The organism is Vibrio salilacus, assembly GCF_002811245.1.
GTDB lineage: Bacteria > Pseudomonadota > Gammaproteobacteria > Enterobacterales > Vibrionaceae > Vibrio > Vibrio salilacus.
The window spans coordinates 88,801-105,322 of record NZ_NIVQ01000003.1; the positions used below are offsets into that span (position 1 = coordinate 88,801).

Genomic DNA, 16,522 nt, shown 5'->3' on the forward strand with positions numbered 1-16,522 from the left:
GGGATTTCGAAAATGGCAGAGAATCAATACTACGGCACTGGCCGTCGCAAAAGCTCAGCTGCGCGTGTTTTTATTAAACCAGGCAGCGGCAACATTGTAGTCAACAAGCGTAGCCTTGATGAGTACTTCGGTCGTCCAACTTCTCGTATGGTTGTTAAACAACCTCTAGAGCTAGTTGAACTCACTGATAAACTAGACCTATATGTTACTGTAAAAGGTGGCGGTATTTCAGGTCAGGCAGGTGCGATCCGTCACGGTATCACACGTGCTCTAATGGAATACGATGAGTCTTTCCGTCCTGCTCTACGTGCAGCTGGCTACGTTACTCGTGACGCTCGTTGCGTTGAACGTAAGAAAGTTGGTCTACGTAAAGCTCGTCGTAAACCACAATTCTCTAAGCGTTAATCTTTTTTCGAAAAGATTTACGTTCAATGCTTGCATTGGAATGTGGATACAAAAGCCTGGCTTCTTGCTAGGCTTTTTTGTTTTTCTTCTCTAAAAAAGTCCTACCTCCCCGTACTTACTGATTGTTTTGTCTTAGTTATACTGCTTTTGTGACCTCATAGGCGATTCACCTCACAAATGTTACAAAAAGGTAGCTTTATCTTGTCAAAAAGTAGGGTTTTATTTATCATTTGCCATCAAATAAATACAACTAAATTCGTATTTTGTTAGCCATGCTCTTTAAGCGGAATAATAACAATCCACAATGAGCAAATGGGAGAATGTTTGGATGAGCAATGCGCCTTTAAATAACGGTCGCAGACGTTTCTTAACTGCAACAACAGCTGTTGTTGGTGGTTTAGGGGCTGCTGCAGTCGCCGTTCCTTTTATTAAATCTTGGAACCCAAGTGAGAAAGCCAAAGCGGCGGGTGCCCCTGTTGAAGTTGATATCGGTAAACTTGAAGAAGGGCAGATGGTACGCGTCGAATGGCGAGGAAAGCCAGTATGGGTAGTTCGCCGCGCACAATCAGTGGTTGATATGCTCAAAGATCTTGATGGTCAGTTACGTGACCCTTCTTCAGGCGAAGAACAGCAACCGACTTATGCTCAAAATGCTTACCGCTCAATAAAGCCTGAGTACTTTGTCGCGGTTGGTATCTGTACACACCTCGGGTGTTCACCTACTTATTTACCTGACAGTTTTAGCGAGCAAGTTCAGGGTGTGAAATCAGGATTCTTCTGCCCATGTCACGGTTCGAAATTTGACATGGCTGGACGTGTTTTTCAGGGCGTTCCAGCGCCATTAAATCTAGTTGTTCCTAAACATATGTATCTGAGCGATACCAAGATTATTATCGGTGTTGACGAAGAAGGGGAGGCATAATGCAAGCTCTACTTGATTGGGTAGAAAAACGCATACCCGCAATGAATGCGTACAAGAAGCACCTTTCTGAGTACCCGATGCCGAAGAACTTTAACTTCTGGTATCTGTTTGGCTCATTGGCAATGCTCGTTTTGGTCAACCAAATCCTTACGGGTATTTGGTTAACAATGAACTATGTCCCATCCGGTGATGGCGCATTTGCCTCTGTTGAATACATTATGCGTGATGTCGAATACGGTTGGTTACTGCGTTATATGCACTCAACAGGCGCGTCAGCGTTCTTTGTCGTGGTCTACCTGCACATGTTCCGTGGCTTAATTTACGGCTCATACCAAAAGCCTCGTGAGCTTCTATGGCTGTTCGGTATGTTGATCTTCCTCGTGTTAATGGCAGAAGCCTTCATGGGATACCTACTCCCTTGGGGTCAGATGTCATACTGGGGTGCCCAGGTAATCATCTCGCTATTTGGTGCGATTCCGGTTATCGGTGATGACTTAACACTATGGATTCGTGGTGACTACGTTATCTCAGGTGCGACGCTAAACCGTTTCTTTGCACTGCACGTTATCGCGTTACCTATCGTGCTGTTATTGCTGATTGTGCTGCACGTACTTGCACTGCATGAGGTGGGCTCGAATAACCCTGACGGCATTGAAACTAAACTGCCAAAAGGATCTATGGGCGAGGACTACCAGACGCAGTTTAAATTCCATAAAGACTATACGAAGAAGTACGACATCATCGATTCCGTTCCTTTCCACCCTTACGGGACAGTGAAAGACATGGTTGGTGTGGCTGGATTCTTGTTCTTGTTCTGTTACGTGCTGTTCTTCAACCCAGAGATGGGCGGTTACTTCCTTGAGCCACCTAACTTTGAAGCCGCTAACCCGCTAAAAACACCTGAGCATATTGCGCCAGTATGGTACTTCACGCCGTTCTACGCGATCCTACGTGCTGTTCCAGATAAGCTGCTGGGTGTTATTGCAATGGGCGCATCAATCGTAGTTCTATTCCTTCTGCCGTGGTTAGACCGTTGTAAAGTGCGTTCTTACCGTTACCGCAGTAAGTTCCATTTATTCAATATCATCCAGTTTACGATCAGCTTTATCGCGTTAGGTGTTCTAGGTGCGTTACCTGCGACACCAACTTATACGCTGCTAGCTCAGATCTTTAGCTTAGCTTACTTCATGTTCTTCGTACTGCTGTACTTCTACAGTAAGAACGAAGCGACTAAGCCACTACCAGAAAGGGTGACATTCAAATGAAAAAATGGATTGTAATTTTATTTGCAATGCTGCCTTCATTAGCGATGGCAGCGGGCGCGAAAGTACCACTTGATAAAGCAAACAACGATTTGACCGACCAAGCTTCGCTGCAAAATGGTGCGAAGTTGTTTATGAACTACTGTTTTGCCTGTCACTCAGCGCAATATCAGCGTTATGAGCGTGTCGGGCGTGATATTGGCATTCCCACTGACTTACTCAAAGAGAACCTTATCTTTGATCCTGAAGCTAAGGTGGGCGATCTGATGGAAAATGCCATGAGTGAAGACTCAGCAGCGAAATGGTTTGGTGCTCCACCGCCAGACCTAACGCTTGTGGCTCGCGTGCGAGGTACAGACTGGCTTTACACTTACCTGCGCTCTTTCTATGCCGATCCTAGCCGCCCATTTGGCGTCAACAACATTGTGTTCCCAAGCGTTGGTATGCCTCACGTGCTTGAAGAGCTACAAGGTATTCCAACTCCTGTCTACGAAACGCATGTCGTAGACGGTGAGGAAGTGACAAAAGTTGTTGGTATTGAGACTGACGGAACTGGTGAAATGAACGACGAGGAATACGACAACGCTGTTCGTGATCTGGTCAACTTCCTAGAGTACTCTGGTGACCCAGTCAAACTTGAGCGTCATGCTCTAGGGTGGTGGGCGATGGCTTTCCTTGTCATCTTCACTATCGTGGTAGTACTACTGAAGAAAGAGTATTGGCGTGATGTGCACTAATTGTGCTAACATACCGTGCTAATTTCCAATTTTTGAACTTAACAATGGAGGCTTAGCCTCCATTGTTTTTTATTATGTAAGTGTGCTGGAGGGCTCCATGGCTGTAGCTGCCAATAAACGTTCTGTGATGACTCTATTTTCAAGTGCATCTGATATGTATAGCCATCAGGTACGTATTGTTCTAGCAGAAAAGGGTGTAAGTGTTGAAGTTGAGCTTGTCGATGAAGCAAATCTACCGGCTGAGCTGATTGAGCTTAATCCATATAAAACAGTACCAACTTTAGTTGACCGTGAGCTTGCGCTTTACGATTCAAAGATCATCATGGAATACTTAGATGAGCGTTTCCCTCATCCACCATTGATGCCGGTTTATCCTGTGGCGCGCGGTAATAGCCGTCTTATGATTTTCCGCATTGAGAAAAACTGGTACACCCTTGCTGAAAAAGTAGTGAAAGGGAGTGCTGAAGAAGCAGAAGCTGCACGCAATAAACTGCGTAACGATCTTCTGACTCTCGGCCCTGTTTTTGCTGAGTACGAGTACTTCATGAGTGAAGAGTTCAGCTTAATTGACTGTTACCTAGCTCCGTTACTGTGGCGTTTGCCACAACTGGGTATCGAGCTTGTGGGTCCTGGTTCAAAAGAACTGAAAATTTACATGAACCGCGTCTTCGAACGTGATTCATTCCTCGCTTCGTTGACCGAAGCGGAACGTGAAATGCGTTTGACTCGTTAATTGGCGAGAAGATGGATATCGTAAATATGACACCACGTCGCCCCTATATGCTTCGCGCATTTTATGAGTGGCTGGTCGATAATGATTTAACGCCTCATCTCGTGGTTGACGCAGAAATGTCTGGCGTGCGTGTTCCGGTTGAGTTTGTTCAAGATGGACAAATTATCCTTAATATCGCTCCAAGAGCGGTCGGCAACCTAGAGCTTGGCAACGAAGCGGTGACGTTTAGTGCTCGCTTTAGTGGTCGTCCTCATTCGGTAATTGTTCCTTTGTATGCGGTTCAAGCTATCTATGCGCGTGAAAATGGCGCGGGTACGATGTTTGAACCAGAAGAAGCCTACATGGATGAGTATCAAGAACCGGGTATTGAAGAGGTAACAGAAGAGTCTCAACCGCTCTCTGTTGCAACCGATAATGATGAGCTTGATGCATCATCAGATGAACAACCGCCAAGACCAAAAGGCCGACCAAGTCTAAGAGTCATTAAATAAAAAAAGCAGCGTTTTCGCTGCTTTTTTTTGCCTTTCTAAAAGTCACTATTCTTGATAGAACGCGCGAATAACTTGCTTTACACCAGACGTATTGCGCGCAATCTCAGTGGCTTTATCAGCGTGTTGCTGGGAAACGTATCCGAGTAAGAACACCTCTTTATCTTCGGTGATGACTTTAATCTTGATACGATTGAGCTCAGAGTCCGCCAAGAAAGCTGACTTCACTTTGGTTGTGATCCAACTGTCATGGCTGATCTCACCCACTGATAGCGGTGGTTTAACACGTAATTGGTTGTGAATGGTCGTGATGCCTTGGATGTTACGAGCTTGGCTTTCAAATTCACGTTTGAGTTGTTCGCTATTGACTTGGCCAAGCAACACGACAGTACCATTGTATGAACTCGCGGTAATGCGTGCGTTACCGCGGAAAGGAGCTTTGTTACCAATGCCAGCCACTTCAAGCTCAATATTATTGTCGTTCCAAATTTCTTGAGTGGTGCGCGGATCGATAACGATATTGGCGGTGGTTGCGGCGCCTGCCACGATTAATCCAGCACAACCAGACGTAGTGGCGATAAATAGTGACAGTACTAGTAATTTAAACAACTTCATTATTTACTCTTCATGGGCGGGGAATAATACCTGATCGATAAGATCACATAAACAGTGCAAGGTCACCATATGTACTTCATGAATTCGCGCCGTTCTGTGGGATGGAATACGAATCTCGACATCATGCTCGCCTAATAAGCCAGCCATTTCACCACCATCTTTACCAGTAAGTGCAATGATGGTCATATCACGAGTCACAGCCGCTTCCATCGCCTTAATAATATTTTTGCTGTTGCCGCTGGTTGAAATGGCGAGCAAAATATCGCCAGCTTGACCAAACGCACGTACCTGCTTCGAAAAAATTTCCTGATAGTGATAATCGTTAGCAACAGCAGTTAAAGTGGTATTATCCGCTGTTAATGCCATACCCGGCAAGCTAGGGCGTTCAGTTTCAAAACGGTTGAGAAGACAAGAGACAAATTGTTGGGCGTTTGAAGAAGAACCACCATTACCACAGCAAAGGATCTTATTGCCATTAAGCAGACTCGAAACCATAGCTTGAGCGGCGTGCGTAATGGCATCAGGCAAGGCTTCTGCTGCGGCGATTTGAATTTGAATGCTTTCTGTAAAACTGTCTTTAATGCTGTCTAGCATTGATTATCCTTGAGTAATTGCATTTTTTATCCACTCAATTTGTTTGCCTTGTTGGTGAATAGCAATCAAATCGAAGCGAAAATCTGTTGAGTAGACGGATAAGCCCTGTTTAAGTAGCCAAAGGTTGGCCGCTTTTATCAGTTTTTGCATCTTGTTCCACGTCACGGTTTCAGCCGCGTGGCCGTAAGCTTGACTATTCCGGTAGCGCACTTCGACAAAGACGATAGTGTGACCATCGCGCATGATCAGATCTATTTCTCCACCTTTGACCGAGAAGTTTCTCTCAATTGGCGACAAGCCGCAACAGATAAGATGCTTTTCTGCTGCGACTTCGTAGTATTCGCCCTGTGTACGACTATTATTTGGCACTGTGCTGCGCCCAGCTAATTTCACGCTGTACAATACAGTTTTGATCGATACTGAGTACGCCAGTATTGCCAGCAAGTGTGTAGCCCGACACGACTTTCATTTGTGGTAGGTGTTCCATTAGGCGGTAAGCATCCATACCAAGCGCTTGCAGACGTCTCTCAGCGTTAGAATCTTTTGGCCAAAGCATGTTCATTTGTGCCTGTAACGCTTCATTAGGCTGGATCAATAGTGGAATATCGCTGTACATTACGCCCGATAAATCTTCGTATTGCTGACGACCATTATTACTTCGTGAGTTCGAATACAGTTTCGGCGGTAGGGTGTCAGGGTTCACCGCCACCTCAATAAAGGGTTTGATTAAGGTTAACTCGGTAGTTTTAGCAACGATGTAAACGGCGTCGATATCACGGCGACTGCGAGGCTGGCTCTCGAGCGCAAGATCAAGCAGCGCCTCCATTTGGGCAATGTTCTGTTGACTGCCTTGCAGGCCGAACACTTGGTTGATATCACGTTGCAATTGGCGTTTATCACCGAAAAGATTAACCGCTACTTGGTTATCGCTGTATTTGCGCCACTCTTGCTCAAAGGCTTCAACCACCCGTGAACCTAAACGACCCTGAGGCGCTAGAATTAGTGGGTACTGGTAACCTTGCGCGGCAAAATGTTTCGCAGCTTGCGCGACCTCTTGCTCTGGAGAGAGTGCCAGATAACAGGTGTTGTTACCCTCTTGAATCTCGTCAGGAATGTTGAGTGCTAAGGTAGGTAATGACTCAACAAAGCTTGCCTGTGCCGCTTGCAATTTTTCGATGTTATCTTTAAGCAATGGCCCCACGACAGAATCAATGCGTTTTTCAATCAAGGTCGCTTCTAGCTCTTTGATAGAGACGCTATTGGTATCAATGATGGTGAGTGTGGCGGTTTCATCTCGGTCAGCATCATTCATCATTTCAAGAATGAAACCATCGCGTATAAGCTTCGCTTGTTGGGCAAATTTGCCACTCAGAGGTAACAGCAAAGCCGTATTGACCGGTTTGGTCAGTTCGAGTGCCAAGATGTCTAACAGCGTTTGTGGCGTATAGATCGCTGCGGGATGGTTCGGATGAGTCGTGAGCCACTCTTGAATTGCACGTTTTAATTCAGGCAATTGATTCGAGAGGTTTTTGCTTACTCGTGCCAGATCAAGCCAAGCTGAAAATTGGCGATTGGACTCTTGCTGAGCGACTTCTTCAAGTTTAAAAGCCGAGTATGGATTTAGATTGCGCCAAATCATATCTACGGCTTGCTGTTGTTGGTCTTGTTCAAGGTATCGACTAGAGAGTGACGTTTCTCGAGCGACATTTAAACGATCATTTTGCTGAGCAAACAGTGAGGCGCGCAACTGATGATAGGCGAGCCACTGTTGGTCAGCTAACTGCCACGAAGGCGCAAAGTTGAGCAGGGATAGCGCTTCTGCGTACTGATTTCCTGCAAACAGCAATTGTGCTCGGGCAAGTTGCCATTCGGCTTGCTGCATGTCGCTAAGCGATTGACGAGCGAGGCGCTTGGAAAGCAGTTGTGCTTGTGTGGTGTCACCCGCTTCAACCGAAGCTTTTAGCGCCATAATCAACCAGTCATTTTGCAGCGAGCCCTGACTACTATCAGCGCGCATTAAATAGGTTTGGGTCGGTTGATTTGGATCTAGGGTAATATTGACACTTTGTGGCGTCTTGGGTGCAGAAGAACACGCTGCCAAAGTGACAGCAAGTGCTACAGGAGTCAGTAAGCGTGTTACACTGCGACGCTTTTGGTTATTCTTAGCCATGAGTTCTTTATCAAATCCGTATAAAATTGTGTCTATATTAATCGTTGAAGTGATGGTAAACAAATGACAGATAACAAAACCTTACCAAATGAGGTACCGACTCTTTATATCGTTCCAACGCCAATTGGCAATTTGGGTGATATTACTCAACGAGCAATCGAAGTGCTTTCGAGCGTTGATCTTATTGCCGCTGAAGATACTCGGCATACTGGCAAATTGTTGTCTCACTTCAATATTCAAACCAAAACTTATGCTCTCCATGATCATAACGAACAGCAGAAAGCGCAAGTATTAGTCGATAAATTGTTAGCTGGGTACTCTATTGCACTCGTTTCTGATGCAGGCACCCCATTAATTAGTGATCCAGGGTATCATCTTGTCACACAATGTCGTCAGGCTGGAGTTAAAGTTGTGCCGCTGCCAGGAGCATGCGCCGTGATTACTGCGTTAAGTGCATCAGGGTTACCTTCTGATCGATTTAGTTTTGAAGGCTTTTTGCCAGCAAAGAGCAAAGGGCGTAAAGATAGATTCCTTGATATCGCCAAAGTGGAACGCACTTGTATTTTTTATGAATCCCCGCATCGCATTTTAGATTCTCTGGATGACATGCTGGAGGTTTTAGGCCCTGAGCGAGAAGTGGTGTTGGCGCGTGAATTGACCAAAACCTTTGAAACCATTCAAGGAATGTCTTTGGGTGAGTTGATTGAGTGGGTGAAATCCGACTCGAATCAGCAAAGAGGAGAGATGGCGCTCCTGATTCACGGCTATCGCACCACAGCAGAGGATACGTTACCCGACGAGGTGACGCGAACTCTAGCGATTTTGACCAAAGAGCTGCCGTTGAAAAAAGCCGCAGCGTTAACGGCTGAGATCTACAATCTCAAGAAAAACGCACTGTATAAATGGGGTTTAGACAACCTTGAGTAGGTCATTGACGTAATTGTGTTCAAAAAACTGCCACTTAGTTGCTTGATTGGGGCATATTTGTGATCTTGCTAGACACTGTGCTCTGAACTCTATACAATCCGCCCTCGGAGTTGACTGGGTAGCCGCTGCTTTGTTGATGTCCTTCGGGAGACTGACGTTGAGGTCCTTTTGGATACTGACGTTGACGTCCTTCGGGAGACTGGCAGAGGGGAGGAAAGTCCGGGCTCCATAGAGCAGGGTGCCAGGTAACGCCTGGGAGGCGCAAGCCTACGACAAGTGCAGCAGAGAGAAAACCGCCGATGGCTTCTACCTTCGGGTAGTGAAGCACAGGTAAGGGTGAAAGGGTGCGGTAAGAGCGCACCGGACGGCTAGCAATAGTTCGTTGCAGGGTAAACTCCACCCGGAGCAAGACCAAATAGGCCTCCACATTGCGTTGCTCGCGTAAGGAGGCGGGTAGGTTGCTTGAGCCAGTGAGCGATTGCTGGCCTAGACGAATGGCTACTACCGCGCAAGCGGAACAGAACCCGGCTTATACGTCGACTCCACCTATTCGAAACCCATCGTAACGTAAACTGTTATGATGGGTTTTTTGCTTTTAATTGACCAAATTAATTTTCTTGCGATTAAACTTAGCGCAAAATCACGTGTTCTCACGCGCTAGTGGTGGCGATAAGCCACTAAATCAGTACACTGGGGAATCTTAATTCGTCAATGCGACCGCCACATGAGATAACTATGACCGAAGCATTCAAACACATATCTGTACTCCTTAATGAATCTATCGATGGTTTAGCCATTAAACCAGACGGTATCTATATTGACGGTACTTTTGGTCGCGGCGGTCATAGCCGAACTATTTTATCGAAACTGGGTGACAATGGTCGCCTATACAGTATCGACCGCGACCCACAAGCGATTGCAGAAGCGCAGACCATTGACGATCCACGCTTTACGATTATTCACGGTCCTTTCTCTGGCATGGCGCAATATGCTGCCGACTATGACCTCGTTGGTAAAGTCGATGGTGTCCTGCTTGATCTTGGCGTTTCTTCGCCACAACTTGATGATGCTGAACGCGGTTTTAGCTTTATGAAAGATGGCCCACTTGATATGCGCATGGACCCAACCTCTGGCATCCCTGTTTCTCAATGGTTGTTGGAAGCTGACTTGGATGACATTACTTGGGTTATTCGCGAGTTCGGTGAAGATAAACACGCCCGTCGCATTGCCAAAGGGATTGCCGCTTACCGTGATAATGCCGAGAACGAGCCGTTAACTCGCACCAGTCAATTGGCGAAATTGATCTCAGAAGCGGCACCGAAAAGTTTCAAAGAGAAAAAGCACCCAGCCACTCGTGCATTCCAAGCTTTTCGCATCTACATCAACAGTGAGTTGGAAGAGATTGATACGGCTTTAAAAGGCGCGGCGAGTATTCTTGCTCCTCAAGGTCGTTTATCTGTGATCAGTTTCCATTCACTTGAAGATCGCATGGTGAAACGTTTTATTCGTAAAGAGAGTCAAGGCCCGCAAGTGCCTCATGGTATTCCGATGACCGAAGATCAAATTAGAGCGCTGGGCAGTGCTAATTTGAAACCTGTCGGCAAAGCGATTAAACCTTCAGTCGAAGAGGTTGAAGTTAACACCCGATCTCGCAGCTCTGTGCTTCGTATTGCCGAGAAACTATAACCACCATGAGCAGTGCCACTCCAAATCTCGCTAAATTGATCGCCCTTGATCTCTTGGGTGTTGGTCGAGTGCCATTGATCATGTTGATATTGATTTTTACCAGTGCGATGGGGGTTGTGTTTATCACCCATCACACTCGTCAAGCGGTCACGGAAAAAGACCAGGCCCTGGTTGAACGTGAGCGCTTGGATAATGAATGGCGCAATTTACTACTTGAGGAAACCGCGCTGGCTGAGCACAGCCGCGTGCAAGATATTGCTAAGCGCGACCTCGAAATGAAGCGCCCAGATTCTGAAAAAGAAGTCATCGTTAACTTCCCATGAGCAAGAAAGTCAAAGTTGTAGAGCCTAAAAAACAACCACAACCACCAACGCTGATTCGGTGGCGTTTCTACTTGATATTGGTGTTCGTTTTTGCCGCCTTCGCCGCATTGGCTGGGCGTATCGCTTATATCCAAATTTTTGAACCGGATAATCTGATCAAGCAAGGCGATATGCGCTCGGTTCGCGCCAAAACGCTGCACTCCGCTCGTGGGATTATTTCTGATCGTAATGGTGAGCCTTTGGCGGTCAGTGTGCCAGTCGAAGCCGTTTGGGCCGATCCTGTCACTATTTTTAAGCAAGGTGGGCTAGAGGACATTAACCGCTGGTACGCCCTCGCTGATGTACTTGGTATAAAACGCCAAGACTTAATCGAAAAAATCAAACGTAATCAAAGTCGTCGTTTCATCTATCTGCAGCGCCAAGTTAGCCCGGCGATGGCGAATTATATCCGTGAGTTAAAATTGGCCGGAGTAGGGCTTAAAGCAGAGTCTCGTCGTTACTATCCTGCTGGTGAGGTAAGTGCCCACTTAGTTGGCGTGACTGGTATTGATGGTCATGGCTTAGAAGGGGTAGAGCGAAGTTACGATAAGTGGCTTACCGGAGAAGCGGGCAAACGCATTATCCGTAAAGACCGCTATGGTCGTGTGGTCGAGAACATCTCCCTTGAGGAGCGTGAAGAAGGCAAACCTCTCGAATTAACCATCGACCAACGGATTCAGGCCATCGCTTATCGAGCGATAAAGCAGGCGGTAGCGGATTATCGTGCTACCTCAGGGTCGGTGGTGATTCTGGATGTTAAAACCGGTGCGGTGTTGGCTATGGTCAATGCTCCCTCATACAACCCTAATAATCGCTCTGACCTACAATCGGCGAAAATGCGTAACCGAGTGATTACTGATGCGTTTGAACCAGGCTCTACGGTCAAACCTTTTGTGGTTTTAGCGGCACTAGAAAATGGTGTAGCTGACGACAGCACGGTGATCGATACTGGTAATGGCATCATGCAGATTGGTGGCAGCCGCGTGCGTGATACCTCAAAGGTTGGTAAAGCAGACTTAACCACGATTCTCAAGAAATCGAGTAACATCGGTGTGGCGAAGTTGGCGCTTGAGATGCCGCTGGAGGCTTTACTTGGTATGTACAGCTCGGTCGGTTTTGGTGAATTGTCGGGTCTGAATCTAGTGGGTGAAACACAAGGTATTTTTCCCAACCGTCGCCGTTGGTCTAAATTTGAAATCGCCACACTCTCATTTGGTTATGGTTTGACCATTACCCCACTGCAACTTGCTCATGCTTATGCCACTCTCGGTAACTTGGGTGAATACCAACCCGTGCACATTATCGAAAGTAACCAACGTGATCTGTCTAAACAGGTGATTGATCGTGAAAACGCGCGCAAAGTATTGGCAATGCTTGAAACTGTGGCGCAACCGGGGGGGACGGCCATCAAAGCCGCGGTACCTGGTTATCGCATTGCGGCGAAAACGGGAACGTCTCGTAAAGCGATTGCGGGCGGTTATGGTGATGAGTATTTTGCCTACACAGCAGGCATTGCTCCCGCGAGTGATCCGCGTGTCGCGATGGTAGTTGTCGTTAACGAACCTCAAGGCGATAACTATTACGGTGGTTCAGTCGCCGGGCCAGTTTTTGCCGAAATATTGAAAGGGACGCTGCAAATATTAAATGTGGCCCCTGATGAAAATAGATTTAAACAAGATTAAGTGAGTTTACCATGTCCAAGGAAATGACTTTAGCGGCCTTGCTTGCACCATGGCTGGACATTCGTAGCCATCAAGTGGCCAATACGTCAATTAAGCAGCTTGAGCTCGACAGTCGCAAAGTGACGTCAGGCACCACCTTTGTTGCCATTAAAGGCCATCACCTCGACGGTCGACGTTTTATCCCTGCCGCGATTGAGAGTGGTAGCAATGCAGTGGTTGCTGAGGCGTGTCAAAGTCACCCTCATGGCACTATCGAATATCATGATGCGATTGCTGTTGTGTATGTAGAGCGGCTGTCGGCCCACTTATCTGAATTAGCGGCCAAGCTATACCCGATCACACAGAATCAATTGATTGGTGTGACGGGAACCAATGGTAAAACAACCATTACCCAACTTATCGCGCAATGGCTAGAGTTACTCGACCACAAAGCGGCGGTGATGGGAACGACAGGCAATGGCTTTTTGGCCGATTTACAGCCTGCGGCTAATACCACTGGCAATGCGATTGAAATTCAACACTCTCTTTTCGATTTAGCGCAGCAAGGGGCGCGTTACACTGCGCTGGAGGTCTCTTCGCACGGCTTAGTGCAAGGTCGAGTTAAAGCTCTGCCTTTTGAAGTTGCGGTCTTCACCAATTTAAGCCGTGACCATCTTGACTATCATGGCACGATGCAAGAGTACGCTGAGGCGAAGTTTTTACTGTTTGGTGAGCATAGATGTCGTCACGCGGTGATCAATGTTGATGACGTTGTCGGTGAAAGTTGGTTAGCGCGTTTAGATAATGCCATCGCGGTGTCACTCAAGCCTATTGCGCGTCAAAACGGGGTCTGGACCAAGCAGGTAAGTTATTGTGAATCAGGGATTACGCTTGAATTTGATGGTCTATTTGGTCCGGGTAAGCTGAACGTACCACTGATTGGTGAGTTTAACGCTTGTAACCTGCTGTTAGCGATGACGAGCCTACTGGCCTTAGGTATTGATAAACAGCAATTGCTCGCAACGGCCCCTCAGCTTAAGCCAGTTGTTGGGCGCATGGAGCTATTTACTGCCCCAAACCGCGCGAAAGTCGTGGTCGATTATGCCCACACCCCCGATGCGTTAGAAAAAGCACTCAAGGCGTTACGCGTTCATTGCCAAGGGCAGTTATGGGCGATCTTTGGCTGTGGCGGCGATCGAGATACGGGCAAGCGCCCTATGATGGCAACCATTGGTGAGCAGTTGTCTGATCATGTTATTTTTACCGATGATAACCCACGCAGTGAATCACCAGTCGCGATTGTCGACGATATGCTGGCAGGAATGCAGCATCCGCAACAAGCGATTGTCGAGCACAACCGTTTTGCTGCGCTCAAGTACGCGCTAGCCAATAGCGAAGCACAAGATATCATCTTGCTTGCAGGTAAGGGCCATGAAGATTATCAAGTAATTGGTCAACAGACCATTCACTATTCAGACCGCGAATCCGCGATGCAACTGTTGGAGCAAAATTGATGATTTCACTAATGTTAAGTCAGATTGCTAGCGCGATTGATGCCGAGCTTATTGGTTCGGATAAGGTCATTGCAGCGGTTTCTACTGACACCCGAGCCATCGAGTCTGGTGCGTTATTTATTGCGTTAGCTGGTGAACGTTTTGATGCGCATCACTTTATTGATCAAGCGATCGAGTCTGGCGCTGGTGCGCTGCTGGTGAGCAAAGTGGTTGAGGCTGACGTGCCGCAGTTATTGGTCAAAGACACCAAGCTAGCGCTCGGTCGATTGGCCTCTTTAGTCCACCAAACGTGTCAAACGCCAACGGTGGGGATCACTGGTAGTGCCGGTAAAACCACGGTTAAAGAGATGGTCGCGAGCATCATGGCGCAACAAGGGCGCGTGCTGTTTACGGCAGGTAACTTTAATAATGAGATTGGTGTACCATTAACTCTATTGCGTTCAGTGCCAGAAGACGATTTCGCGGTGATTGAAATGGGCGCAAATCATATTGGTGAAATCGCTTATACCACGCGTTTAGTGCAGCCCGATGTCGCTTTAGTCAATAATGTTGCTGCCGCCCACTTAGAGGGTTTCGGCTCGATAGATGGTGTTAAGCAAGCCAAAGGCGAGATCTACCAAGGCCTTAAGCCTGGTGGCGTGGCGATTGTTAATCGCGATAGTCATGGCGGTGAATATTGGATTGAGGTTTTGGCCGACAAACAGGTTAAGACGTTCTCGGACGTTGACTCCAACGTCGATTATTTTGCTAAACACATTTCTCTCAATGCAATTGGTGAAGCGCAATTTACTTTGGTTTCGCCTCTCGGTGATGCGGCAATTAAGTTGGGTATTATTGGTCAACATAACGTGGCTAATGCACTGGCGGCAACGGCATTAGCGCTTGAACTGGGGGCGAACCTGTCTATGGTGCAATCGGGTTTAGCGTTACTGAGTAAGGTCAAAGGTCGAGTCGAACTGATTGAGCTTAGTGAGCAAATAAAACTGATCGATGACAGCTATAATGCCAGTGTACCTGCGATGAAAGCGGCGGCTGATCTACTGGCTAGCTTTGGCGGCGTTCGTTGGTTAATTTTGGGTAATATGGCCGAGTTAGGCGACGAAAGTCTTGCACTTCATCGTCAAGTCGGGGAACATGCTGCCCCACTCAAATTTGAATATGTGCTTACTTATGGCGCTGACGCGAAAGCGATCAGCAAAGAGTGCGGCGGACGTCATTTTGATAGCCACCAAAGCATGATTGATTATATTAAACAGCAGATTGAACAACATCCGCATCAACCGCAGACATTATTAGTCAAAGGGGCGAATAGTGCCGGAATGAGCCAGGTCGCTGCTGCTGTCAAGGAGATGTACCCATGATTATTTGGCTCGCAGAGCTGCTACAGCCATATTTTTCATTCTTCCGCCTGTTTGAATACCTATCATTTCGCGCCATTGTTAGCGTTTTGACGGCTTTGGGAATATCGTTGTGGATGGGCCCAATCATGATCCGCCGTTTGCAGTTATTGCAAATTGGTCAGGTGGTTCGCAATGAAGGTCCGGAGTCTCACTTCAGTAAACGTGGAACGCCGACGATGGGCGGTATTATGATACTGACGGCGATTATCACCACGGTTCTGCTATGGACTGATTTAAGCAACCCTTATGTCTGGGCGGTTTTGGCGGTCTTGACTGGTTACGGAGCGGTAGGTTTTGTTGATGACTACCGTAAAGTGGTGCACAAAAATACCGATGGTTTGATTGCACGCTGGAAGTACTTTTGGCAATCCGCTATTGCTTTGGTTGTGGCGTTTGCCCTATACGCGCATGGCCAAGATACTGCAGCGACGCAACTGGTTGTGCCATTCTTTAAAGATATCATGCCGCAACTGGGTCTGATGTATATCGTACTGACCTATTTTGTCATTGTTGGCACCAGCAATGCCGTTAACTTAACGGATGGTCTTGATGGTTTAGCAATTATGCCCACCGTGTTGGTTTCGGCCGGCTTTGCTGCAATTGCTTGGGCGACAGGCAATGTCAACTTTGCTAATTATCTGCATATTCCCTATATCCCTCAAGCATCAGAGCTGGTGGTAGTGTGTACTGCGATTGTCGGTGCAGGCCTTGGCTTCTTATGGTTTAACACCTATCCAGCACAAGTCTTTATGGGGGATGTTGGCTCTTTAGCGCTAGGCGGCGCGTTAGGCACGATTGCCGTCTTGGTTCGTCAAGAATTTGTATTGGTGATCATGGGGGGCGTGTTTGTGATGGAAACCTTGTCGGTTATCTTGCAAGTGGGGTCGTACAAATTGCGTGGCCAACGAATTTTCCGTATGGCGCCGATCCATCATCACTACGAATTAAAAGGTTGGCCAGAGCCGCGCGTCATTGTGCGTTTTTGGATTATCTCTATTGTGCTAGTACTCGTTGGCCTAGCGACATTGAAAGTACGATAAGGAACT

The 16,522-nt window shown here is 47.2% G+C and carries 17 protein-coding genes and 1 other RNA gene; 14 read left to right on the forward strand and 4 right to left on the reverse strand.

What is annotated here, in order from left to right; translation table 11 throughout:
- Positions 1-12: 12 nt before the first annotated feature.
- The 6 genes from rpsI to sspB all read left to right on the forward strand — a co-directional run bounded on the left by rpsI (position 13) and on the right by sspB (position 4,550).
- Positions 13-405: a 30S ribosomal protein S9 gene (rpsI, locus tag CDZ87_RS02985; RefSeq protein ID WP_038174151.1), complete on the forward strand. Its 393-nt coding sequence runs from the start codon at positions 13-15 to the stop codon at positions 403-405.
- 328 nt (positions 406-733) lie between these two features.
- Positions 734-1,327 carry a ubiquinol-cytochrome c reductase iron-sulfur subunit gene (gene petA / locus CDZ87_RS02990; protein WP_038174149.1) on the forward strand — a complete coding sequence of 198 codons (594 nt, stop codon included), beginning with the start codon at positions 734-736 and terminating at the stop codon, positions 1,325-1,327.
- The gene (locus CDZ87_RS02995) at positions 1,327-2,592 is read left to right on the forward strand and encodes a cytochrome b (RefSeq protein WP_100752105.1); all 1,266 of its coding nucleotides are present in this window, start codon (positions 1,327-1,329) and stop codon (positions 2,590-2,592) included. The genes petA and CDZ87_RS02995 overlap by 1 nt, the downstream gene beginning before the upstream one ends.
- A complete protein-coding gene (locus tag CDZ87_RS03000) occupies positions 2,589-3,326 on the forward strand; it encodes a cytochrome c1 (protein ID WP_100752106.1) in 738 nt (245 codons plus the stop codon). Before CDZ87_RS02995 ends, CDZ87_RS03000 begins: the two co-directional genes overlap by 4 nt.
- 97 nt (positions 3,327-3,423) lie before the next feature.
- Positions 3,424-4,059 carry a stringent starvation protein SspA gene (sspA, locus tag CDZ87_RS03005; RefSeq protein ID WP_038174145.1) on the forward strand — a complete coding sequence of 212 codons (636 nt, stop codon included), beginning with the start codon at positions 3,424-3,426 and terminating at the stop codon, positions 4,057-4,059.
- An 11-nt stretch (positions 4,060-4,070) separates the two neighbouring features.
- Entirely contained in the window at positions 4,071-4,550 is a 480-nt protein-coding gene (sspB, locus tag CDZ87_RS03010; RefSeq protein WP_100752107.1) for a ClpXP protease specificity-enhancing factor, read from the forward strand.
- A gap of 45 nt (positions 4,551-4,595) precedes the next feature.
- On the opposite strand, the gene CDZ87_RS03015 is transcribed toward sspB, so the two are convergent.
- The 4 genes from CDZ87_RS03015 to CDZ87_RS03030 are packed head-to-tail and all read right to left on the reverse strand — an operon-like array spanning position 4,596 to position 7,926.
- Positions 4,596-5,162: a BON domain-containing protein gene (locus tag CDZ87_RS03015; protein WP_100752108.1), complete on the reverse strand. Its 567-nt coding sequence runs from the start codon at positions 5,160-5,162 to the stop codon at positions 4,596-4,598.
- A gap of 3 nt (positions 5,163-5,165) precedes the next feature.
- Complete coding sequence (locus tag CDZ87_RS03020) at positions 5,166-5,756, reverse strand: phosphoheptose isomerase (protein WP_038174140.1); 591 nt, start codon at positions 5,754-5,756, stop codon at positions 5,166-5,168.
- A gap of 3 nt (positions 5,757-5,759) precedes the next feature.
- Positions 5,760-6,125, reverse strand: coding sequence for a YraN family protein (locus CDZ87_RS03025; RefSeq protein WP_100752109.1), 366 nt, complete (start codon positions 6,123-6,125; stop codon positions 5,760-5,762).
- On the reverse strand, positions 6,115-7,926 hold the full coding sequence (locus CDZ87_RS03030; RefSeq protein WP_100752110.1) for a penicillin-binding protein activator: 1,812 nt from the start codon (positions 7,924-7,926) through the stop codon (positions 6,115-6,117). The genes CDZ87_RS03025 and CDZ87_RS03030 overlap by 11 nt, the downstream gene beginning before the upstream one ends.
- A gap of 63 nt (positions 7,927-7,989) precedes the next feature.
- On the opposite strand from CDZ87_RS03030, the gene rsmI reads away from it, so the two are divergent.
- The 8 genes from rsmI (at position 7,990) to mraY (ending at position 16,516) form a co-directional block, all read left to right on the forward strand.
- A complete protein-coding gene (gene rsmI / locus CDZ87_RS03035; protein WP_100752111.1) occupies positions 7,990-8,853 on the forward strand; it encodes a 16S rRNA (cytidine(1402)-2'-O)-methyltransferase in 864 nt (287 codons plus the stop codon).
- Positions 8,854-8,959: 106 nt separating this feature from the next.
- Positions 8,960-9,401: RNase P RNA component class A (rnpB, locus tag CDZ87_RS03040), an RNA gene on the forward strand.
- Between the two features lie 187 nt (positions 9,402-9,588).
- On the forward strand, positions 9,589-10,539 hold the full coding sequence (gene rsmH, locus CDZ87_RS03045; protein ID WP_100752112.1) for a 16S rRNA (cytosine(1402)-N(4))-methyltransferase RsmH: 951 nt from the start codon (positions 9,589-9,591) through the stop codon (positions 10,537-10,539).
- Between the two features lie 5 nt (positions 10,540-10,544).
- Positions 10,545-10,862 (forward strand): cell division protein FtsL, encoded by a 318-nt coding sequence (gene ftsL, locus CDZ87_RS03050; RefSeq protein WP_100752113.1) that lies wholly within the window; start codon positions 10,545-10,547, stop codon positions 10,860-10,862.
- The gene (locus CDZ87_RS03055; protein ID WP_100752114.1) at positions 10,859-12,583 is read left to right on the forward strand and encodes a penicillin-binding transpeptidase domain-containing protein; all 1,725 of its coding nucleotides are present in this window, start codon (positions 10,859-10,861) and stop codon (positions 12,581-12,583) included. The genes ftsL and CDZ87_RS03055 overlap by 4 nt, the downstream gene beginning before the upstream one ends.
- An 11-nt stretch (positions 12,584-12,594) precedes the next feature.
- Entirely contained in the window at positions 12,595-14,076 is a 1,482-nt protein-coding gene (gene murE, locus CDZ87_RS03060) for a UDP-N-acetylmuramoyl-L-alanyl-D-glutamate--2,6-diaminopimelate ligase (protein WP_100752115.1), read from the forward strand.
- Positions 14,076-15,437 (forward strand): UDP-N-acetylmuramoyl-tripeptide--D-alanyl-D-alanine ligase, encoded by a 1,362-nt coding sequence (locus CDZ87_RS03065; RefSeq protein WP_100752116.1) that lies wholly within the window; start codon positions 14,076-14,078, stop codon positions 15,435-15,437. Before murE ends, CDZ87_RS03065 begins: the two co-directional genes overlap by 1 nt.
- Positions 15,434-16,516, forward strand: a complete 1,083-nt coding sequence (gene mraY, locus CDZ87_RS03070) for a phospho-N-acetylmuramoyl-pentapeptide-transferase (protein ID WP_100752117.1) — start codon at positions 15,434-15,436, stop codon at positions 16,514-16,516. Before CDZ87_RS03065 ends, mraY begins: the two co-directional genes overlap by 4 nt.
- The last annotated feature ends 6 nt before the right edge of the window (positions 16,517-16,522 follow it).